The 24016-nt window shown below is 35.2% G+C and carries 18 protein-coding genes; 1 reads left to right on the top strand and 17 read right to left on the bottom strand.

From position 1 onward, the window contains the following. Positions 1-126: 126 nt before the first annotated feature. The 12 genes from kduI to B2145_RS07865 form a co-directional block, all read right to left on the bottom strand. Entirely contained in the window at positions 127-966 is an 840-nt protein-coding gene (gene kduI / locus B2145_RS07920; RefSeq protein WP_291100649.1) for a 5-dehydro-4-deoxy-D-glucuronate isomerase, read from the bottom strand. A 31-nt stretch (positions 967-997) separates the two neighbouring features. Beyond that, positions 998-1948, bottom strand: coding sequence for a glycoside hydrolase family 88 protein (locus B2145_RS07915; RefSeq protein ID WP_291100646.1), 951 nt, complete (start codon positions 1946-1948; stop codon positions 998-1000). Then, the gene (locus tag B2145_RS07910) at positions 1924-2535 is read right to left on the bottom strand and encodes a hypothetical protein (RefSeq protein ID WP_291100643.1); all 612 of its coding nucleotides are present in this window, start codon (positions 2533-2535) and stop codon (positions 1924-1926) included. Before B2145_RS07910 ends, B2145_RS07915 begins: the two co-directional genes overlap by 25 nt. After that, on the bottom strand, positions 2526-3635 hold the full coding sequence (locus B2145_RS07905; RefSeq protein ID WP_291100640.1) for an SGNH/GDSL hydrolase family protein: 1110 nt from the start codon (positions 3633-3635) through the stop codon (positions 2526-2528). Before B2145_RS07905 ends, B2145_RS07910 begins: the two co-directional genes overlap by 10 nt. 18 nt (positions 3636-3653) lie before the next feature. Beyond that, complete coding sequence (locus tag B2145_RS07900; protein WP_291100637.1) at positions 3654-5855, bottom strand: heparinase II/III domain-containing protein; 2202 nt, start codon at positions 5853-5855, stop codon at positions 3654-3656. 29 nt (positions 5856-5884) lie between these two features. Continuing rightward, the gene (locus B2145_RS07895) at positions 5885-8485 is read right to left on the bottom strand and encodes a glycoside hydrolase family 3 C-terminal domain-containing protein (RefSeq protein ID WP_291100635.1); all 2601 of its coding nucleotides are present in this window, start codon (positions 8483-8485) and stop codon (positions 5885-5887) included. Positions 8486-8593: 108 nt separating this feature from the next. Then, entirely contained in the window at positions 8594-10030 is a 1437-nt protein-coding gene (locus tag B2145_RS07890; RefSeq protein WP_291100632.1) for an MFS transporter, read from the bottom strand. A gap of 680 nt (positions 10031-10710) precedes the next feature. Continuing rightward, positions 10711-11427, bottom strand: a complete 717-nt coding sequence (locus tag B2145_RS07885; protein WP_291100629.1) for a (Fe-S)-binding protein — start codon at positions 11425-11427, stop codon at positions 10711-10713. Between the two features lie 101 nt (positions 11428-11528). Beyond that, the gene (locus B2145_RS07880) at positions 11529-13634 is read right to left on the bottom strand and encodes an FAD-binding and (Fe-S)-binding domain-containing protein (RefSeq protein WP_291100626.1); all 2106 of its coding nucleotides are present in this window, start codon (positions 13632-13634) and stop codon (positions 11529-11531) included. A gap of 30 nt (positions 13635-13664) precedes the next feature. Further along, the gene (locus B2145_RS07875; protein WP_291100624.1) at positions 13665-15179 is read right to left on the bottom strand and encodes an L-lactate permease; all 1515 of its coding nucleotides are present in this window, start codon (positions 15177-15179) and stop codon (positions 13665-13667) included. Positions 15180-15277: 98 nt separating this feature from the next. Next, positions 15278-17470 carry a glycoside hydrolase family 3 N-terminal domain-containing protein gene (locus tag B2145_RS07870; RefSeq protein WP_291100621.1) on the bottom strand — a complete coding sequence of 731 codons (2193 nt, stop codon included), beginning with the start codon at positions 17468-17470 and terminating at the stop codon, positions 15278-15280. Positions 17471-17650: 180 nt separating this feature from the next. Beyond that, positions 17651-18970, bottom strand: coding sequence for a hypothetical protein (locus B2145_RS07865; RefSeq protein WP_291100619.1), 1320 nt, complete (start codon positions 18968-18970; stop codon positions 17651-17653). A gap of 53 nt (positions 18971-19023) precedes the next feature. Between B2145_RS07865 and B2145_RS07860 the strand changes: the two genes are divergently transcribed. Next, entirely contained in the window at positions 19024-19155 is a 132-nt protein-coding gene (locus tag B2145_RS07860) for a hypothetical protein (RefSeq protein WP_291100617.1), read from the top strand. 59 nt (positions 19156-19214) lie between these two features. On the opposite strand, the gene B2145_RS07855 is transcribed toward B2145_RS07860, so the two are convergent. The 5 genes from B2145_RS07855 to rbsK all read right to left on the bottom strand — a co-directional run bounded on the left by B2145_RS07855 (position 19215) and on the right by rbsK (position 24016). Further along, positions 19215-20171: an IS1595 family transposase gene (locus tag B2145_RS07855; RefSeq protein ID WP_422653560.1), complete on the bottom strand. Its 957-nt coding sequence runs from the start codon at positions 20169-20171 to the stop codon at positions 19215-19217. A 79-nt stretch (positions 20172-20250) separates the two neighbouring features. Then, positions 20251-20400 (bottom strand): hypothetical protein, encoded by a 150-nt coding sequence (locus B2145_RS07850; protein WP_291100614.1) that lies wholly within the window; start codon positions 20398-20400, stop codon positions 20251-20253. Between the two features lie 78 nt (positions 20401-20478). Beyond that, positions 20479-21477 (bottom strand): GRP family sugar transporter, encoded by a 999-nt coding sequence (locus tag B2145_RS07845; protein WP_291100610.1) that lies wholly within the window; start codon positions 21475-21477, stop codon positions 20479-20481. Positions 21478-21494: 17 nt separating this feature from the next. Then, entirely contained in the window at positions 21495-23093 is a 1599-nt protein-coding gene (locus B2145_RS07840; RefSeq protein ID WP_291100607.1) for an ADP-ribosylglycohydrolase family protein, read from the bottom strand. A 17-nt stretch (positions 23094-23110) separates the two neighbouring features. Then, positions 23111-24016 carry a ribokinase gene (gene rbsK / locus B2145_RS07835; RefSeq protein ID WP_291100604.1) on the bottom strand — a complete coding sequence of 302 codons (906 nt, stop codon included), beginning with the start codon at positions 24014-24016 and terminating at the stop codon, positions 23111-23113.

The raw sequence follows: 24016 nt of genomic DNA, 5'->3' as shown, positions 1-24016 counted from the left end.
TTTTTTAAGTGTTATATATCTCATAATGAGATAAATATACAAAAAATATTACATACAAACAACAAAATACGACATTATTTTATTCTTATTACTTAATTCTATTTTTAAAGTTTATTTTTTTATTTTTTATCTTAAATCCGTAATTTTTGAAATATCCATATCTCCGTAATCTAAATTCTCGCCGGCCATTCCCCAAATAAAGGTATAGTTACTTGTTCCTGCACCGGAATGAACAGACCAATGTGGAGAAATTACTGCCTGATGATTGTTCATCCAAATGTGTCTAGTTTCTTGCGGTTCTCCCATAAAGTGGCAAACAGCTTGGTTTTCTGGAATGTCCATATAAAAGTAAACTTCCATTCTGCGGTCGTGAACGTGAGCGGGCATCGTGTTCCAAACGCTTCCTGGTTTTAACTCTGTCATACCCATTTGCAATTGACAAGTAGTAACGATTCCACCAATAATCATTTGATTTACTGTACGGTGATTGGCTGTTTCCATTGTTCCCAATTGTAGTTTGTTGGCTTCGGGCAAACTTACTTTTTTGGTAGGGTAATTGGTGTGAGCTGGAGCCGAATTGATATAAAACTTGGCTGGATTTTTGGCATCATCACTTTTAAAAACAACTTCTGCATTTCCGCTTCCAATATATAGAGCATCTTTGAATCCTAATTCATGAGAAGTTCCTTCAACTAAAACGGAACCATTTCCGCCAACATTGATAATGCCCATTTCTCTTCTGTCCAAAAAATTGGGCATTTTCAAAACATCAATGGTTTCAAGTTTAAGTGGAGACAATGGTACTGCGGAACCCGCAATGTATCTATCGTAATGAGAATAGGTAAAAGTAATTTCCCCTTCTTTCATTAAATTGTCAATCAGGAATTCATTTCTTAATTGTTTTGTGTCATAGTGCTTTACAGCTTGTGGGCTTGAAGCATATCTTGATTCGTAAGATGTGTGCATATTCTTTATTTTATTGTTTTTATTTACTTTATTAAATAGCGGATTCCAAAATTCCTAAAAACCCAAGAGTATAATTTGAAATTACTCTAAAACCGTCTCTTTGCAAAATCTCCCCCCCTTTATTGACCTGACTTGTAACAGTCAATAAACCATCGGCAGTAATATATGGACTTAAGCCTTCCCAAGTTTTATGAGCTGCTTCTTTAGATTTCTTATTCAACAATCCATTTTTATATCCATAAGCAAGTGCAGCTGCAATTCCAGCAGAACCTGATGTTTCGATACCGGTTTTAGAATCATTGATAAAACAATACCACAATCCGTTATCTTGTTGCAGGCTTAAAACCATCTCCACCGTTTTTTCCAATTCATTTTTTAACCATTCTTTATCATCCCCCTCAGGTAGCAAAGGAATTGTTTTTACACTACCCAATATTAGCCAAACAATACCTCTTCCCCAATTGCTAAAATATTTGTCTTTAGGAATAATCATTCGCTGATACACTTGACTATCAATTTCAAGGTATTGATATCGATATTTCAGAGTGGAAATAGATAAACTCATTAGTTCTGGACGATTATACTGGGTGCTCAACATAGCCAAGGGATAAGATACGTTGTAACATTCTTCAGTTTTGGCAATCCTTTTTCCATTTTTTTCGTCTGTTATATTTCCATTTTCATCCGCATTATAAATACAATAATCAATAGCTTTCTGAATGGCAGGATGATTCGGATTTGCTTTTGCCAACATCGCAAATGGCAATAAACTCTCTACATTATTAATGATGTTTTCAAGTTTTTCGTTATTATATCCTTCATAAAAAAAATTATTTTGGTCAAAATATTTATTCAAATGAGTAATAAAAACTTTGGAATACTCTCCATCCTTTTTTAAACAATCATAAATCCCATCTAAAACACAGCCTTCCATCCAACCAAAGGTTTGAATTGAATCTAATAACAATAATCTTTTTTCCATTGATTGTGTTCTTTAAAACTATTAGACAAAAACAAATGTGGAGAAAGAATTGTAGGCGTTTTATTATCATTACCAATAAGAATCCATAAGGGTTTTTCGCCTATCGTTTTAGTCAAAAAAACTCCTTCCGAGAAAACTTGGTGCTGATATTCGGGCTGTATTAAAATCTGAAAAGGCTGAAAATAATGTGCAAAATCCATTTTGAATTTTGCAATTAACATTCTGCTTTTGGCTAATACAACACTAATCGATACATCTTCTCTAATGTCTGTAGCCGAAGAAATTCTCAGATATAAATTCTTAACCACCAAATCTTTTTCATTAATAGACCAAGTCAACTTTAATCCCTCGCCATCTGAGGGAATTTCGGCATAATTCCAATCAAAAGGGATTGATTTATTGATGGGAAGAGGATTGTTGTTTTTATTTGAAACCGTAGCAATCAACCAATGATTTTTCTTTTTTTTTCCAATGGCAAATAGATTCGAAGGGACAGCCGACAATACAATACCGAACAGTGCCATTTTCTTGATCCATTCTCTTCGAGGATAGGTTGTGATTTCTTTGCTGAAGCGAATTATTTCCAATATTTCTGTTTCTTTATAAACTCAATCAAATCATCTGCCATTGCCTGCTGTTCTTTTATTTTTGGATGACCATTTGTATTTTTATATAAAAAAAAATGGGTGGTTATTTTATTGTCATTTAACGTTGCAACTGCAGCATCTACAATACCTGGCCATTTTGACTCTTCTTTTACTATATCCATGTTCCCCAAACAACAAATTATTTGTGCCTTTGGATATTTGGTACGGATTTTTGAAATAAAATCAGCATAGGCTTTTATCATAAAGTCATCCGTTGGTTTCACAGTAACAAAGCGGGCTTTAAATTCTTCATTATTGGGTTGATTGACAAGCCAACTATCATTTTGATACAAATTGACCACAACAATATCTGGAATATAGCTTGAAAAATTCCATTTGGAATTCGAATCATTGGGATTCACACGATCATATATTTCAGGCATAATTTGTGGAAACCAACTAACGGTTACTCCTATTCCACTTTTGGCCGTACAATGATACTGGGCATCAAAGTATCTTGCCGTGATGGCATCATAGGTTTTATAATTATTAAAATATTTTGGAGCTCCAGAATCTGTACTATCAACTGGAACCTCAACTCCATGACCACAAGTAATAGAATCTCCAAAAAACTCTAACTTTCTCTTTTTCTCTTTATCAGAATTGAGGACACTTCCGTTTTTATCAATTTCAAAACCGTAAAAACGAATGGTATTATCGTCCGTGTTTGTGATTTTCACTAATTCAATATGATGTTTTTTTAAATCCGAAAATGTAGCAAGCAAATACATTTTTTTTTCTGTTCCTAATTTAATTTTTTTGGCAGAACTGCTATTTCCATCCACAATAACGTAGCAAAAATTAGTATCTCTATTAATTTCCAATAAAGCTTTAACTTCCTTAGCACCTTTTACATTGATACTCACACTCGTACCAGTCCAATAAAACTGAGCCGAAGAATCTGCAAAACCTACTCTTCCCATATAATCAAGATGCCTGTCATTTGAAGAAATGAATTTTTCATTACTGGTTTGTGCTTGTGCAGAAACATAATGAAGAAACAAACAATTCAATATTATAAATCGAGCTATTATTTTCATGTTTTAAATGATTTATTATTATTTTTTGCTTTTTAAATCTTTAAGAGACCACACACCATCAAGTTGAGAAACTTTAAATGAGTTTCCAGAAATAGAATCTTTTATATCAAGTGTTCCATCATTGGCTACAGTAAGTGTCCAATTTTCTTTCCTATCATTGCTTTTAATAGAATAGGTATTATTTTCTTTGATTGTTTCCCAAGACTTAATTGCCGAAGGATCATCAAAAGCTATAGAATGAACAACGGTTCTGTCTTTTATTGCTTGAGCTTCCTGCCAACGCATTAATATTCCAGACCCAGGTTCGCCTTCAGTCATTTCTTGAGCAGAAAGCACATGGTATGCATCATGCATTAAAGCATAAATTGGCCCAACCATTTTATCGTTTGCATAATGATTAATAGTAATTCCGGCATTACCTCGTTGAGCCGAAATACTATTACTTGAACGATTTAATTGAAAATCTAATAATCCATCCCTATTGTTTAATAAAAAGTTCCATGTTGTTTTTATAGGCTCATCAGCTACAATATGATCCACTACAAATAACGAATGAGATCCGCAAAGTATTAAAAAACGCGAAAAATCACGAAGAGGAGCTCCATAAAGTGCAGCAGCATCTGAAGCAATCACGGATACATTTCCTACTTTAGAAGTAAGCAAATGGCGACCTGCAAGATCTACGGGTGGTGTCCCAACAGGTAAATCGCCGGTATGCAAAAGCGGACGATTAGTTCCACCATTTTTATTTGACATCACTTGTATTAACTTCCTGGCGGGGATATCACCATTTTTTACTGTTTCAAAAGTACAGGTGTTGTGCGTTTCAGAACTTATATCTAAATCACGATCTATATTACGATAAGTGGTATGACCTGGATCTACTAATAAACGTTCTTTGTTATGAATTAACATAAAACTATTGATATCTCCATGTACGTGAGCCACTGCATGACGCTCAATACCTGGCACTCGACTAGCCAAAGTAGTCAAACCTCCTACCCATGCATCCCGAGCAAAGGTGTCTCCGCCTGTGAAAGACTTTGTCAAAGGCAGTTTTGCCTCAGTTGGAGAAATTGGAGGAGCCATATCGGCAAGCATTATCACCGATAAAAATCCAAAATCATTTACAAAACCAAAACTAGCTAAATCATGAGGTCCTGGCTCGTTTGCAGGAAAATACAAGGTGTTAAAAAGCCAGCTAGCTAAACCCGCTTCTTGTGGCATTTCATTTTTTCCGCGAGTGGCAATATGAACCAATAAATCTCCTGATGGTCGAAAAATAGAACCACAATCACCAAAATTAACCGATCTAGGCCAATCCATTATTGGCCAACCGGAAAGTGGTTTTCTATATAATAAAGCATAAGAAGCCCAGTTTACAATTTTACCATAAGGATTTAATGTTATTGTTTTCTTTTTACCTTTATTCGTATCATAACGCAACAAAGCTTCCTGGGCAATCATAATGGAATAGGCTGCATAATTCCCATATTGTAAAGACTCTCCATAACTTCCATCTGTTTGAAAGTGATCTATGGCAACCGGCAACCATGAGTTGGCGGCATCAATTGCCTTGTCATCTTCCAAAATAGTTGCAGCAACTGAATAGCCTGCTAATAATACACAATTCCAGTTATGAAAAAAATTGATTTTATCTAGATACTTCTTGCAAGGAATCAATCCTTTTTCTCTCAAAGCCAATTTTATTTCTTGGGTTTCGCTTGGCGAAAACAAATCGGACGACATGTCATAAGCAACCCCAATTCCCCAAGCAAGGTGGGCTGTTTCTAAGGTTCCAAATATTTCTCCTCCATCATAACCTCGAAAACCAGGACCTGTCCAATCCGCATTGGGTCTTCTAATAATATCCAAAATACTGGCACGAAGCCAAGCATCCAATTTTTCAGAAGGACGAATGGCATGAATTAAAGCGGCATCGGTTAAATATTCGGAAGCATGATGCCACCATTCAGTTGTAGCGGTTTTGTCATCAAAACTTGGAGAATTTGCTCTTTTATAAACCCTTGCTTGCATAGAAGTTAATAAAACAGCTGTTGGCGATGTTGAAGGAGCATTTTTAAGACGTGCCCGTTCTGTTTCGGTCAAAAACAAACTCTTTCTGGGAGATTCAGTTTGAGCAAAAGTAGCACATGGAAGTAAGCCCATAATAGCAACTACTATAAAGGCAATGCCTTTTAAACGATTAGATTTTTTCATTTTATTTATATTTAACATTTTTATCCTAATTATTCAAGTATTTTTATTGTTTTTTGGATGGTTGAACCATTTATAATCGAGGCTTTATTTGGTTGACTTCCCCCTACCGAAATTTCTATGTCACCAGCAGGTTGAAAGCTTTTTCCATCATCATCAATTATAGAAAGGTCTTTTGTCGATAATTCAAATGAAATTGTTTTGGATTCGCCTACCTTTAAATTAATACGCTGAAAACCTTTCAATGCACGAATCGGAACTTTCAAACCTGTGTTTTTATGTGACACATACAACTGAACGACTTCGTCCCCGTCTCTTTTACCGTTGTTTTTAATATTTACATTTACTTTCAAATCTGAATTGATTTTTAAGGCAGATGGAATTTCTAGGTTTGAATACTTAAAATTGGTATAACTAAGACCAAAACCAAAAGGATACAATGGCTCCCCTTTGTAATAACGATAGGTACGATTTTCCATACTGTAATCTTCCAAATCAGGTAGGTCAATTACATTTTTATAGAAAGTAATGGGTAATCGCCCTGCAGGATTGTAATCTCCAAATAATACATCGGCAATGGCTTGTCCTCCGTCTTGTCCTGCATACCATCCTTGTATTATTGCAGGAATATTGGCCGCTTCCCATTCAAACCCCATAGCGCTACCAGACATATTTACGAAAACCACAGGTTTCCCTGTTGCTTTCAAAGCTTTCATTAACTCCGTTTGAACTAGTGGCAAATTGATATTTGTTCTGTCACCTCCCTTGAAACCATCAACTGAAACCGGCATTGATTCGCCTTCAAGTTGAGCTGATATACCTCCCACGAAAACAATAACATCTGCTTCTTTTACCCTTGAGGCAATTTCTTGTGGACTTAATATCTCAATTATTCCCATATCAAATTTCACCTCTGAATTGTCGTTATGTTGAATATACTCTAACTTAATATCATATTTTCTACCTCTTTCCGCATTAAAAGTGTAATAGGAATTTTTCAAATCAGTTTCAATCACTTTCTTTCCATCTATATATAGAAACGCACGATCATCTCCCATTAAACTAAAGGTTACTTCTTGAGTTTTAATAGGGGTATAAGTTGTATTCCATCTAACAGAGATATCGCGAGTAATGATTTTACCATCAATCATTTGACCATCTCCCCATTGAAAATCTACCCTTTTATCTATTTTTTTGATTGTAGGTTCTCCCTCAAATTTTGTGTTCTGAAAATAAGAAGCCGTAAAACCTTCAATGCCATTTACCTTAAATAGTTTAGAATTGTAGGCCGATTTGAATACTTTATTATCAACAAGGGTAAGTCCTTGCTCAAATAGAATTTTGTCACCTATCTTCGCTTTCATTCCTTCTAAAACGGTAGAAACGTGTGAAGGATAGCCGTAATAATTTGCCAACATTACCGCTTTGTCATTCGCATTCGGGCCAACTAACGCAATCTTTTTTAATTTTTTACTCAATGGCAGTAAATTATTATCATTCTTAAGTAAAACAATGGACTGTTGCGCCATTTTCAATGCATGAGCTTTGTGATCAGGGCTTTCTAAAGCTGAAATATCAACTTTACCTAAAGGAACAATATCATCAGAATCAAACATTCCTAGGCGAAAACGAATGGTAAATAATCGTTTTACAGAGGTAGTCACTTGCTCTTCAGTTAGCAATCCCTGAGCAATGGCGCTTTGTAATGCTTTGTATGTTGGGTCTCCAGAACACTCACAGTCAGTACCATTCAAAACTGCTGCTGCTGCTGCTGATTCTTTAGTTGAATGCGTTTTATGTGTTTTCCAAAACATTCCAATTCCGCCACAATCAGACGTAACATAACCAGTAAATTTCCAATCTTTTCGAAGAATATCTTGCATTAATTTATCATTCCCACAGCAGGGCTGTCCCTCAAACTGATTGTAAGCACACATTACTCCACTAACTTTGGCATCAACAATTAAATCTCTAAAGGCAGGTAAATACGTATCCCACAAATCATATGACGATACTTTTGCATTATAAGTACTTCGGCTCCATTCTGGTCCGCTATGTACTGCAAAATGTTTAGCACAAGCTGAAGCTTTTAAAAAAACAGGATCATTTCCCTCGAGACCATCTACAAAGGATTTTCCTAATGAACCAGTCAAAAATGGGTCTTCACCGTATGTTTCTTGGCCTCGTCCCCAACGAGGATCACGAAATATATTAATATTGGGTGTCCAATAAGTAAGTCCCAAATAAATACCTGATTTCCCTTTTTTTCGAGAATCATTGAATATGGCCCGACCTTCAACTGCACAATAATCAGCCATAGTATGCAATGATTCTACGTCCCAAGTTGCTGCCATAGCAATGGCTTGTGGATAGGATGTTACTTTATACGGGCTTCGAGCAACCCCATGTAAGGTTTCATTCCACCAATTGTAGGCAGGTACATTTAACCGTTTAATTGCAGGTGAATTGTTTGTCATTTGACTAATCTTCTCATCTAAGGTCATTTGAGACACTAAATCATTTACCCTTTCCTCAATGGTAAATTTTGGGTTTTGATAAATAGATTGAGCACTTGTTCGAAACAAGCAAAATAAAGCTAAAATTACAATTGAATTTTTGAATTTAATTTTCATAGTTGTGTTGATTGATGTCTTTTATTCCAAACAAAATAACATCATAAAAAAACGTTTTTTATCTGGATTCTCTTTGTTGGTTTAATTTTTTAAAACATCAGTAATATTTTAGTGACTACCACTAATTTTTTTATCAAAATCAATCCCTTGACTTTTTAGAATTCCGGCTACTTTCCAAGCATAAAATGCCAAATAAGCAAAACATACAACTCCCACAATATAACTACTTTGAATACCTATACTATCCGATACAAATCCTTGTGTCCAACTGATAATTCCACCCCCCATAATCATCATAATCAAGAAACTACTGCCTTGACTGGTATGTTTTCCTAATCCGCTTACTGCCAAAGTAAAAATACAGGGCCAAAGCGTACTGCAAAATAATCCAACACTAGTGAATGCATAGACACTTATCATTCCTGATGTACCTATTCCAGTAAATAAAGCTACTATTCCTAAAGATGAAAAAATCAATAACATTCTAGCAGGATTACCTTTACTGGCCATATCAGCAGCAATCAAGACCAAAATTATAAATCCGTATACGTAGAAAGGAGTTAAATCGTGTTTTGCAATCGCATTAACGAGCAAGAAAACACCAAATGCTAAATATGGAGCCAAGAAGCGCAATATTTTTTGTGCATTCATATTATCTGTAAAAGCTTCTACGGCACCAGTCCAACGACCAATCATTAAACTTGCCCAATACAATGAAATATAGGGTGCAATATCTCCAATGGCAAAACCTAATTTAGTTTCCATATACGCTGGTAAATTACTAGCTGTAGAAACCTCAACTCCAACATAAAGAAAAATGGCAATCATTCCCATAACTAATTGAGGATATTGCAAAGCTGAAGTTTTAGAAGAAGCAGCCTCTTCTACAGATTCTACAATTGTATCCGGATGTTCAGGTAAAGAAGAAAATTTTAATAATACAGCTACAAGTAAAAAGGCCAGTCCCAATACTAAATAAGGAATCTTAACGCTCTCTATACTCATATCTGTATTTCCAGTTGCGGAAGCTCCAAAAATGGCAAAACTTACAATTAGTGGTCCAATAGTTGTCCCAAAATTATTGATTCCTCCTGCCAATGTCAAACGTTGAGAACCGGTCTTTATAGGTCCCAACGCAATTGCTAAAGGATTGGCAACTGTTTGTTGCAAAGAAAATCCTAAACCAACAGTAAATAATCCTGCAAGCATTAGCGGATAGGAACCGGTATTGGCTGCAGGATAAAACAATAAAGTCCCTAATGCCGAAATTACAAGACCTAATGCAAGTCCGTTTTTATAGCCTATTTTGTTGACTAAATCTTGTTTCATTAAGAGAGAAACTCCCATATATATCAAGGATCCTATAGTATATGAAATATAAAAAGCGATAGATACAAACTGACTTTGACCCTGGGTTAAATCAAAGGCTTTTTTAAATACAGGAATTAAAATGTCGTTACTGGCGGCAACAAAACCCCAAAAGAAGAACACGATTACTAACGGAATGAATTGACCCCATTTGGTTTTTAAATTTTCTAAACTCATAATTGTAAAATGATTAATATATTAGGTTCTTATAACTGTTCTTCGCCAACATCATTTTTTTTTCCTTCATTTGCCAAAATCAATCATACAAACAATAGAATAACAGGTCAATTTCTTTATTGGTTAAAATCTAATTCGAAATTACTATACACTGCTTTATTTAATTTAATTGGCATCAACCCTACTTTTGTTTCAGTATCTTTATTCAAGAAATTAATTTTAATAAAACACTTTGGCGTATAATTAATGTTAATTTATTTTTGAAAGTAAATCATACTTCAAAATCTATAAACTACTTTTTAAAAATCTTATATAAAAAATTAATTAAAAAGATGTCAAAATTTAAAAATCAATATTGTGCCCGTGCACAATATTACAAAAAACTTTTTACATTTAGACAAAAACAAGTAAAATGATACAAATATTTTATTACATGCAAACAAACTTTAGATACAATTTATCTGTTTTCAAATGTTTATAGTTGTTTGAAATAACAACATTTTCACTCAAAAATATATATCAAAGTTTAAACAATAAAAAATTTGCCAAAAAAGAAAAAATTAAATATAAATAACCAGTAACATATATAAACTTTTGATAATTAATTCTTGTAAAAGTGTTATTTAATTAATCCCTTTTTTGGGAGGTTATTTAGAACCTGATTGTCAAAATGAAATCAATTACCGAGTCACTTCCTCAATCAAATAAAAAATCGATTTAAAATCGATGCCGCTGATATTTTCCAATCCTATTTCGCAAGTTCTGCTGGTGGAATAACCTTCTTTGCAATTGGAGGGGATTTGAGCTTTTAAGTCTCGCAATCCGTGTTCGTTGAGTTTGGGAATCAGGAAGCCTCTGTCTCCGGCAAAACCACAACAATTAGTGTCAATCATAGTAACTTCATTGGCGCAAAGTTGAGATAGAGCAAGAAGTTGATCCATTTTTCCAATTTTTTTAACCGAACAAACCGGAAAAACTGCAACGGTATCTTTTTTGTTTTTTACAGTCAAATGTGGCATCACGTTATCCAACATAAATTCGATGGGATCGACAATTTTTAAGGCTTTCGAAAACTCTTCTTTCGAATGGTAAAAACACGGACTCATATCATATAACACGGGATGTTTTCCGTTTTCAGAAACTTTTAAAAGTGCTGTTTCCAATGCTTCGGATTGGGCGTGATTCGCTTCGGCAAAACCTTTACTCGAAAAAGGCATTCCACAACAGTGCGTGTCCATTGCTTCGGGATAGATTATGGTAAAACCGGCACGAACCAATAATTGATGAGTCAATGCCGTCAATTGAAGATCGTCTTCGGATTGAAAACTATTTTTGCCCATACTCCTGTTGATGCAGGAAGGGAAATACACTACTTTTAAATCAGAGGTTGTGTTCATTTTACTTTTTTTTAAAGTTTAACCGCAAATTCGCAAATTACTTTTTTGAATTATATCTAAACTTTTAACCAATTCTAAATTAAAAATTTGCGAATTTGCGATCAATTTTTTGTATTTATTTTATTCGCTCCTTTAGGCATTTCGGGAATCCATTTCGGGACTTTTCCAAAAGTGATAAAATGGAATCCATTGGACAATGCCGTCATAATTTTGGTTCCAAGAACAGAATGGAAAAAGGAAACCACTTTCAAACCTACTCTCAAAACTGCCGTAATTCCAGCCATATGAGAACCAATATAAGCGGCTACTTTTTTATCGCCTACGTTTAGATTATCGGCACGCCATTCTTTTACAAATTTTCCGGTATCGATATAAACTGGGCAAGCCAAGGCACAAAGTCCATCGGTGGCACAGGTTTCGTCTAATTGATAGGTTACATCTTTTCGAATGTCAGCCAATCGTTGCGGGTCGTCATTGGATTCTTCTAATCGGCTAATTTCTCGTGCAATCACGATTCTTTGTCTTGGCGATAATGTCAACCCTTCGGAAACGCAATGCGGTTCACAAAAGCCACATTCCATACATTTGTCAACAATGGCGTGGGATTCGGGCATTGGTTTCAAATTTTTGAGATGCGATTTGGGATCGGGATTGATTAAAACATCGGGATTGATTTTGTTATTCGGATCAAAAATGTTTTTGATACGTTTCATGATTTCGTAAGCCGCAGCTCCCCATTCTTTTTCGACAAAAGGAGCCATATTACGACCCGTTCCGTGTTCTGCTTTTAGAGAACCATTAAAGCAATACACTACCAAAGTAGCCAGTTCATCCATTAGTTTTTCGTAACGATCGACTTCATTTTGGTTTGAAAAGTCTTGGGAAAACACCAAATGTAGATTTCCTTCCAAAGCGTGACCAAATAAAACGGCATCGTGGTATTCGTATTTTTTGAACAAATCTTTCAATGCAACACAAGCTTCGGCGAGATGAGGTAGAGGAAAAGCTACATCTTCAATGATAACGGAGGTTCCTTTTTTCCGCATCCCTCCAACCGTTGGTAACAATCCTTTTCGGGCTTTCCAATTAAAATAATATTGTTTGGGATTGGATGTGAATTCATATTCAGCATAAGTTGGAATCGATTCAATTTCCAAACGGATTTTAAGCTGTTTTAACATCATATCGTCCAAATCATTGTCTCGACATTCGACCAACAAAGCGCAAGCCGATTCGGGTAAGGTTCTGAAATATTCTGGTGCATCAGGATCGAATTCTACAGAGCGGATCGATTCTCTGTCCAATAATTCAACCGCTGCAACCGGTGCTGATTTCAATAAAATGGTCGCATTGCAAGCATCTTGAATGCTGTGGAAAATTATCAAGGAACAGGATTTGTGCTTTTCGTCGATAACCGTTTTGAAAGTCACATTCGAAATAAAAGCCAAAGTTCCTTCAGACCCCACCATCAAATGCTTGATGATCTCAATCGGATCTTGATAATCGACCAAGGCATTGATGCTGTAACCTGTGGTGTTTTTTATTTTAAATTTATTTTTGATGAAATGATACAAGGTTTCATCGTTTTTGATGGTATCTCTAAGACTTTCTATTTCTTGAATCAAAACTTTTTGATTGTTTTTGAAAGCTGCCACACTGTTTGAATCGGCAGTGTCAAGAATGGTTCCGTCGCTCAAAACTATTCGGATATCGGCTATGGTTTGATAAGAGTTTTGAGCCGTTCCGCAACACATTCCGCTGGCGTTATTGGCAACAATTCCACCAATCATAGCAGCTCCGATGGAAGCTGGATCAGGGCCAATTTTCAATCCGTGTGGTGCCAAGAAAGTATTGGCACGCGAACCGACAATTCCAGGTTCCAATTTTATTTCTTGGTTGTTTTCCAAAAGTTCAAAATTTTTCCAACCGTGCGTTGCAACTACCAAAACCGAATCGCTAATCGCCTGACCGGATAAACTGGTTCCAGCAGCACGAAATGTCAATGCAATATCCAGTTTTTTTGCTTCTTTAATAATTTCGATTACTTCAGCTTCATTGTGCGCCAAAATTACAATTTTTGGAATCAATCTATAAAAACTGGCATCGGTTCCATACGCCAAAGTTTGCAATGGATTGGTCAAAATACGTTTTGGGTCGATAGAAGCCGATAATATGTCTTTTAACTTTTGGTAAGAAGGAGCTAACATAACAGATGTGTTTTTTGAAGTTTTGTAATTTTATTTTCCAAAGAAATAGACCATTAAACCTGCCACAAAAATATAAAATAAGGCATAAGGTAGTGCTTTTTTCATAATTTCTCCTTCTTTTCCTTGTTGACCACAAGCCGATGTTGCAATGGCAATACTTTGAGGTGATATGATTTTTCCTCCGGTTGCACCTACAGTATTTGCAGCTGCAAACCAACTAGGCTCTGCCCCTATCTGATGCGCCACATTAGCCTGAAGTTTTCCAAATAAAATATTGGATGAGGTATCACTTCCGGTCAGAAAAGCTCCCAAACAACCTATAGCTGGCGCAAATAGCGGATAAAAAGTACCTGTTGCAGCCGCTAATGCCAATCCTAAAACAGGAATCATTCCTGAAAAATCCATAATTGTAGATAAAATGATAAGGCTAATTACTGTAATGTAGGTTTTTTTTAATTGAAGTATTGATTTCCAAAGAACAGAAAATAAATCTTTTGTAGTTGCGCCCTGAAGAAGTCCTCCTAAAAATGTTCCAAGAAAAATTAAAATCCCACCATCAGTTAGCCAAAATATCTTCACCGTTTTGTCTATTCCATTTATAGTTAAAGTTATTGGAGTTGCACTTATCGATTGCAAGAAAGTTCGAAAAGAATCAAACAATGGACTAGTACCTATTATGAAAAGCAAAATCAATCCGTAAACGGACCAAGCATTAATTATCGCCGCATTTGTTTTCTTTTCGAGAGTTGAATTAGCATCTTTTTTTGCAGTCATTTTCCCCCAAATCACGATTACAATAATTGAGGCAATACTACCTAATATTGCAGGGGTTTCAACCCCAATATAGAGTACGGAAAAATATTGAACGGCAATAGATACCCCTCCAACAACAAGACTTAGCAAGATGTTCTTCGGCAATGATTTTAAAGTAGAATCCGTTAATGTAACAATGATAAAAGGAATGATTATCATTAAAGGAATTAATTGTAAAACTACTTCTGTGCCTAAACCGGTAAGATTTTCATAGCCAATTTCAACAGCAATAGCTTTTACTGGAACTCCTACTGCTCCAAATGCAGTTGGGACACTATTGGAAAGTAGACTGACCAATGCCGAAAAAAGAGGCTTGTACCCTAGCCCAATTAAAATTGCTGCGGGTATGGCAACAGCTGTACCAAAACCAGCCATTCCCTCGAGCAAACCACCAAATCCCCAAGTAAGCAACAATACTTGAATCGTTTTATCTGTAGAAATATTGGAGAATTGAAATTTTAAAACTTCCATTTTTTTGGTAAAAACCACGACATTGTAGCTGTATATAGCCGTAATAATAATCAATATGATGGGGAATATAGCTTTTAAAGTGCCATAAATCATCGAAAAACCAATAGATTTCAGTGAAAAATCAAACCCAAAACTAGCAATTAAAATTGTAACTATAAGGGTTATAAAAGCACTTTTATCCCCTGAAACTTTAAGAAATCCAAGTAAGACAATCAATAAAACTACAGGAGTTATAGCAAGAATAATGTTTAAAATGTTCATTTGGGAGGTGACTTATAAATTTGTAATTATATAGCTTCTAGGTAGTTTTTAATTCAAAAAATTTTACTAATTCAATAGCAAAAAAACAGGATTAATGTTTATTCTGTTACTTCAAATTTTACTTTTTGGTCATTGACATATAAATAAAAATCACCCGATTCGAATAATCGTTTTCCAATTGCGTCTGTAAAACTTAAATCGCGCATTGGTTCAATTTGAAAAGTATAAATTATTTTTTTTCCAGATTTAATTTCTTTTTTCTCGAAAAACTTCAGTTCTTTAATTGGACGAGAAATAGAAGCAACAGGATCCGAAACGTACCAAAAAACAGTTTCTTTTCCATCCACTTTTCCAGTATTCGCGACGGAAACTTCGACCATTATTTTTTGATTTTTATTAATTTTTGTTGCCGATAACTTTATTGGGCTATAATCGTATTTGGTATAACTTAAACCGTGTCCAAACCAATACAGAGGCTCCGTTGAAATATCTTGATAATCTCCTTGTTTGTCAAAAGGTCTTGCGCTTTGACGGATACTATAATATGTTGGAATCTGACCCGTAGTAAGTGGAAAAGTAATCGCTAATTTTGCTGAAGGATTTATTCTACCGGACAATATCCCAGCCAAAGGAGTTCCGCCTGCAACTCCTGGTTGCCAAATTTCGACAATGGCATCAACCAAAGGTTCTAAACGTACTAATTCCAAAGGGCGGCCATTAGACAATACCAATACAATTGGTTTGCCTGTTTTTTTAAGTTCTTCTACTAATTTTTCTTGAATTTCTGGTAAAGCTATTGTAGAACGAGAAGCATTTTCGCCACTCCAAGTTTTCTTTTCTCCTAAACAAAGTACTATTATATCGGATTCCTTAGCTTTTGCAACAGCTTCTGCAAAACCTGATTCATTGGTTCCATCAAAATCACAACCTACTGCATAATTGATCGTAACATTTTTAAACTCCTTTTGAATTCCCTCAAAAAGAGATTCAGCATCTTTTGATTTTCCATTAAATGACCAAGCCCCGATAATATTTTCCTTGTCTTTTGCCATCGGTCCAATCAAAGCTATTTTTTTTACATTAGAATTAAAAGGCAAAGTATTGGATTTATTTTTTAACAGAACCATCGATTCTTCAGCTAAATTAGTAGCTAATTCTTTACTTCTAGCTTGCAAATAACGAGATTGTTCTTCAACAATTTCAGTATAGGGGTTGTCGAATAAACCCAAATTAAATTTCACTCTTAGTACACGAGAAACAGCATCATTAATTGCCGACATTGGGATTTTCTTTTCGGCAATTAATGCCGCAAAATGTTCAAAATAAATATTGTCTTTCATATCCATTTCTACCCCAGCCATAAATGCTTTTTGTCCCGCTTCTTTTTCATCTTTTGCAACGCCTTGCCAAACCAGTTGTTTTACTGCATTCCAATCGGAAACCACAAAACCATTAAATTTCCAACGTTTTTTTAAAATTTCAGTTAAAGTATAATGATTTGCTGTTGCAGGCACACCACTAATATCATTAAAACCGCTCATCACAGTTGCTGCACCAGCATCAATACAAGCTTGATAAGGAGGCAAATATGTCTCCCATAATGACTGTGCAGACACATCGCTAAAACGATAATCACGTCCACCTTCGCTCATTCCATATCCCACAAAATGTTTCAAACAAGCTGCTATTGAAAAAGGATCTGATAATTTTTTGCCTTGATATCCTTTTACAGAAGCAACACCAAAAACTGCATTTACATAAGGGTCTTCGCCATATCCCTCCGAAACCCTTCCCCAGCGTGGATCGCGAGCCACATCAATCATTGGTGAAAAAGTCCAATCTACACCAGACAAAACCGATTCGCGCGCCGCTTCACTACAATTTAGTTTTACTAATTCTGGATTCCAAGAACAGGCTTGGGCAATCGAAATAGGATAAACAGTTCTGAAACCATGAATTACATCAAAACCAAAAAGAATAGGAATACCCAAACGGGTTTCTTCCATAGCTTTCTTTTGGATGGTATTTCTTAAAACGGGATCGGCACTGAAATAAATTAGTGAACCAATTCCGGCTGGTAATCCTTTTACTTCCGGACCTATATTATTGGGATTGTTATTGATACCAAAAGTATACTGATTTAACTGCAGGATTTTTTCTTCAATAGTCATTTTACTTAACAAATCGGATATTCTTTTTTCAACCGGAGCTGTTTTATTTTTATAAACAGGAACTTGGGCAAAAACTAAATTGGATAAAAGGATACTAAATACAATTGTTAATTTTTTCATTTTAATTTCATTAAATTTTATAGTCCAACGTTTGGCATCGATTTATGCATCGCAATTCTTTTATCCTAAAAAAGCAGTAATTGTAGATTCACACATTACGTTTTAAAATATTGATTAAAACTTTGATATGTATTAATAAGTTGATTTAAAAACATTAACTATTTTCTAAAGCTTTCAATACTATTTCAATGAAAAACCTTGCTTTACAAGCCAATCGCTGATATCGACCATAAATACATTTCGTGTATTATCAATATACCCATTAAATATAATATAACGACCGCTTTTGTCCCAAGCTGGATGAGGATCTACACGGAATTCCCCATCTGTTTTAGATACGAAAATTTCAACAATATTTTCTTCTTTTCCAGTTGCCATATTTAAAAGCCTTATAGGTACAATTCCGTTCTTGGCAGTTATTGACTCATTTGGATAAGCATCTGTTATAATTAAAGGCAAACCCTTAGGATGATAAGAAGGATGTCCTGATCCCGGCGAAAAAACTGTTTTCAAGCCGGTGCCGTCATATTTTACTTCTATTAGTTCAAGACCTTCTTTTCCATCAACATTCAGATTCATAGATAGATGTTCCCCATCTGGAGTCCAGTTAACATGATGTCCTCCTTTTTCCCATTGCTCTGGTTTTATGGCCGTCCTTATATCTGAGCCGTCGGAGCGCATAGTAATAACCGTACGTTTTCTTGGCTCTCCTTTTTTAGACCATTGCAGAGTGGTCAAAAGTCGTGTTCCTTGTGGATTCCATTTTACTTGAAAACAGTAAAATTCATAATCTTTTGAATTTTCAAACTGAATCGAAGGCAAAGTTTTTTCATAAATATCTTTTAGGGTAACCAGCTGTTTGGTTTTTCCTGATGCAATATCCGTTACTTCAATTCCATCGATTTGGTCAAAACCAATATTGCGCTTTATGAGTTTTTTAGGAATAATAACTCCATAACCAACTTGGGCATATGTAGATTTTATCAAATCGTAGCTTGCTATTTTTTTACCATCATTGGAAGCCATAAAAACAGTGCTCCCCAATCTCCTTTTTTTTGCAGAAAAAGGATTAAGAACAGTGCAATAAGCTTTCCAGCTAAGAGTGTCAACATCATTATACAATAACTCCTTATCAGATTTTCCCCATTGTACATTAGCTCCAAGCTGCATTTCCCATCCTCTGGATTCTGCCACTACTTTTTCTTTTCCCATCTTTAAGTCTATAAGTACAACTTGTCCTGCATCACCTGCTTTTGGCGATACATTTTCATACGGGAATCTAAACAATGCCACGTAGCGACCTGAAGGACTTAGAGGCGAAGTGTCAAAAAAGCGGTGGATTGTTTTACCTCCATTGCTCAGCTGGCGAAGTTTTACATTTTCTGCTATTTTAATACCACTATAAGTTGTATTAACAGCCAATTGCGCAGATACTTTTATATTAAAAAATATAAATAGTACTAAAGATACATAAATAACATTTTTATTAAATTTGTTCATGGTTAAGATATTATAATTTAAAATTTATTGTTCTCGTTTAATTATTTATTTTAATGGAATTAGCTCCTTTAGGCATTTCTGGAATCCATTTTGGCACATTGCCAAAACTAATAAAATGTAATCCATTGGATAAAGTTGCCATTAGTTGTTCCAAGAATAAAATGGAAAAAGGAAACTGTTTTTAATCCTACTCTGGAATTATTATTGATTCCGAAAGTATATTGATTTATATGACTATCCGTTACTAATACCAAGTAGTTTCAAGAGCTGCGATTAGGAGTCTTTCCGATAGTTTGTCTCCAAAATACCTCCTGTTGAATTTATAGCAAAATTCATCTAAATAATTTTGCATGTATTGATCATTTATGCAGTTATGGTGTATTCCTAAAAGCCCTTTTTTTGCGTTGCTAATTGTTCGATTGACCCATGGAAAAATTTTTTCAGATTTTGTTTTGTTAGGTTCTATTGCAACGCTATGTTTAGCAATTACCTCCACTAATTTGTTATAGCCAGTGTATCCATCTGTTAAGATATTTGCCGATTTATCCACGGACTTTTCGACTTCTTTATTTATAGTTGCTGCTTTTAAATCTTCCATGACCACCATTTTTAGATAGCCTACTTTTCTGTTCGGTTTACCTTTTTTTGGAGCAGATAAACTTGGCTCAGACTCTACCATTACCAAAACTTTGGACTGTCTTTCGCTACCCCTACCTCTTTTATTTTGAGTAGATTCGCCACTATCCGACTCTTCTTTCTCTTTTACAACCTCTTTATTGTCAACTCTTTCAAAAAAACCTTCATCGAATTCTAAGCATCCTTTTAATTGGTATTTTTCATCTCGTTTACTCATCACTCTTCGTATTTTGTGCATCATAAACCAAATTGGTTCATACCGTTTATGCCCTAACATACGTTGCATTTCTAAAGCTGAAAAACTCTTCTTTGATAAAGTCATCAATTCTATACAAAGCATCCAATATTGAAACGGCAAGTTCGAATTTTCCATAACCGTGCCTGAACGCAAACTAACACGGCTACCACATTTTTTACATTGAAATTTCAAATCGGTCTTCCTAAAATAATGTTCGGTGTGTTGACACTTTTTGCAAACAACACCTAATTCCAAACGGCGCGTTTTAAAACCTTCGATTGAAGATGATTCGTCGGGATATTTTTCGAAAAATGCACGTAAATTCATGTGATGGATTTTAGGAGTTTGTATATCCAAATATAGTCTTTTTTACTTATTGGTACAAGTTACGGACAGTCATTTTGATTTAATTAAAGGATTTTGCTTCAATAGTCATTTTACTTAACAAATCGGATATTCTTTTTTCAACTGGAGCCGTTTTATTTTTATAAACAGGAACTTGTGCAACTATTAAATGGGACAAAAGAACACTACATACAATTGCTATTTTTTTCATTGTATTTGATTAAATCTTATTTTTAAATTAATTGATACGAACTGACATTCGTTTCACTTTTAATGATATTTAATCCAATTAATTTTTCGCTAAAATGATTAGGATAATTCCAATGACATACAACAGTAGCATTAAATATAAATTTCTATATGTTGCTTTTGTGGCATTGGCAAATTCCTTCCAAATAAAAATTCCCCAAATAGCAGCAACAATAGTAGCTCCTTGTCCCAATCCATAAGAGATAGCAGAACCTGCTTTTCCTGAAGCGATAATATTAAAAGACATCCCCAAATGCCAAATCACTCCTCCTAAAATACCAACCAAGTGATCTCTTTTTGAACCACTCCAATAATCTTGAAAACGTAATGGAGCTCCAGCAAAAGGATAACGCATTAGCAATCCATTAAAAACAAAATTACTCGCCACAATACCTATAGCAAACAATACCAAAGCTGTGTAGGGCGTAAGTTTACCTACTTCTCCAATTTCAAAATCAGTAGCCATACTTACAGCAACATATTTATAGAAAAAGCCCATTAGTACCCCCGCTACAATAGCGAGAACTAAACCTTTTACAGAAAAAGAACCAGTATCTTTCGATACCTGTTTGTATGCCCTCGCATTCAACAAAATGGCAATTGCAATTAGCGCCACACCACCAAATAATAAGGTTACATTTCCTTGCGGATTGGCAGAATAATTAACCAAAACTCCTAATATTAGCGCAATTCCAATTCCTACTGGAAAAGCAACACTCATACCTGCTAATGAAATGGCTGAAACCAACAGAATATTTGCCAGATTAAAAACAATTCCTCCAATGAATGCAGAGATCAAATTGCTATTGTCTGCTTGTTCGATATTTTCTAAAAAAGACATTCCTGTCACACCATTGCTTCCTAGTGTAAATGCCATTATTAATGACAAAATTAAAATCCCCAAAGCATAGTCCCAATAGAACAATTCAAAACGCCATTTGGCAGAGCTGAGTTTGGTAGTATTAGCCCATGAGCCCCAGCACAACATTGTGATGAAACAAAATAATATGGCTGTCGAATAAGAATGAATTACAAACATAATTTGTTGTTTAAAGATTATAAAATAGTGATACTTTTCCAGTAGGCACTACCTCCTAGTTTATTTGTTCCTTGAATTAATACATTCTGATAGAGGCGAATTTTTATCTCTTGTCCTTGGTATTTCGTAAGATCTACAATAATTTCTTGCCACTTGGCACTCTCAGAAATTGATTCAATTATTGTGGTGCTTTTTTTTTCGTCATCTATATAAACAATCAGTTCCCAAGGTTTTCCTAGATCAGAAGCCACATTGATACTTAGTTGCTTTTGATCTTTTAATTTTATGGTTTGATTAAGGTTAAGCCTTCTTACTTCATCCCTTGGATACGTAACCAAAACATTTTCATTGACATCTAAGTAAGTTCCCCCTTTTGGTCCAAAAAAACCAGCTCCAACTAACTGCCAGGAAGGATTCCAAGTCTTTGTGTAATCAGATAAAGAAAAAAGTTCTGCAGGTTGGGTAGCAAGAGGTTTTATTGGAATTACCAATGTATTTCCCGTTCTTGAAGCTCCATTTAGCAAAACAATCTTTTCGCCTATTTTTGCAGTCCGTTTTCCCAGTTCCGAAATACTTTCGTTAATGGCTGGGTTAAACTCTACTTTGCCCATTTTATCTCCTTTTATTGTGTCTCCTAACTGCTCCATCAATCCTTTTGGTATACCAGCAGTTCCTTTCATAGCCATAATAACTCCAATGGCGTTAGCAGCATTACAATCAGAATCGGTAAAATCTAGACTTCTGGATGCCAAATTAACCGTCTTTAAAAAATCAGCTTCTCCAAACCATAAACAGGTAGCAATGATTCCACCATTTGCTACTGCATTGTTGGTATTTGGATATTCGATATGCCATCTTTGTTCTACTGTTTCCAATATCTTTTGGGCAGAACTTCCTTTGTCTGCCATTTCAATAACCATATTTAAACATTGTCTGTAGGGAGATTTTTCGTCTATCATTGAAGCGGCTTTTCGCACGATTGTTTTGGTGTCTTTTTCTATAAAACCCAAACTTATTGCAGTTGCAACAAAAACAGCACCATCAACTCCTTCTGCATACCCATTTACGTGACCGTATTCTCTGGCCATTTTTCCAGCAAGATTGGGCATTCCTGGAGACAATGCTCCATATACATCAGCACTAAATTGTGGACCAATTGTAAACCAAAATCGATTATATAAAGGATTTCCAGTCAGCGGAGATTGTACCCCATTTTCTAATAATTTTCTAGCCTCAGCGCTAGAACCCCAGGAACCACATTTATTTTGTTTCCACATTTCACCCAATTGAGCTACAGTCATTTCGGGACCAAACTTTTCAAAACCTTTTATGGCAATCATTTCATAATACCAATCATCATCAAGAAGACGTGATAACAAGTTTGGTTGGATTTTGTCTATCCATTTTACACTCGCCACTGTATGCTCCGCAGGCAGCCCCATCAAAGTAGCAATAATTTGACCAGACCATATTGCATGCACTTTGTCATTATAGTCCTCTACAGAAATTTTAAAAACTTCTTTATTTGCAACCTGTGTGTTGCCAGTTTTTATTTCCTGTGCAGAGAGAGTTGAGATAAACAGACAACATATAAAAAGCGAGAATATATTTTTCATAAAACACAATTATTTGGTTATTGATCAATCTCATTCCTTGTTGGAGCTGATGTTTGGGCACCCATTCTTGTTACCGAAATAGCTGCAGCTTTACAGGCAAATTCAACCGCCTCTTTCCAGTTTTTACCTTCGGACAAAGCCACAATTAGTGTTCCGTTAAACACATCGCCAGCAGCAGTTGTATCTATCGCTTTTACTCTCCTTGATTCAATAATTCCATTAAAAGTCTCAGTAGCTAAATATGCTCCTTTACTGCCTAAGGTAATGATGGTATTTTGCACCCCTTTTGCTTTAAAAATTTCGCTTGCTTGTTTGGCAGTAAGTTCATCGATGACTTTAATTCCAGTTAGTAATTCGGTTTCAGTCTCATTTGGAGTAATTAAAAACAAACCATCATAAACTTCATCAGGTAGTGAGGTCGCAGGAGCTGGATTTAAAACCAAATTCTTATTGTTTTCTTTGGCATATTTTACCAAATAAATGATGACTTCAACCGGTGTTTCTAATTGTGTAATAAACCAATTGGTTTCTCCTGTATTTTTAATGGCTTTTTCCACATCTTCTACACTCAATAAAGCATTGGCTCCTGAGGCTACAATAATAGAATTTTCACCTTCTCCATTCACGGTAATAACTGCCACACCCGTTGACGCTTTAGCATCTTGGGCAATACTTAATACATCAATATTCTCTTTACGATAATGATCAATTGCATCATTTCCGAAAGTATCATTACCCAATTTACATACAAAAGTAACATCTCCTCCTGCCCTAGCAGCGGCAACCGCCTGATTGGCTCCTTTACCGCCTTGAAAAATGTAAAAATCACCACCAAGAAGAGTTTCTCCTGGTTTTGGAAATCTTTCTGTTTTCAATACCATATCTGTATTGGAACTTCCTACTACAATGATTTTATTGTTCAT

Source organism: Flavobacterium sp. UBA5153 (genome assembly GCA_002413745.1).
GTDB lineage: Bacteria > Bacteroidota > Bacteroidia > Flavobacteriales > Flavobacteriaceae > Flavobacterium.
The sequence above is the reverse complement of the archived record's forward strand: the minus strand, read 5'-3'. Positions and strand labels throughout refer to the sequence as shown.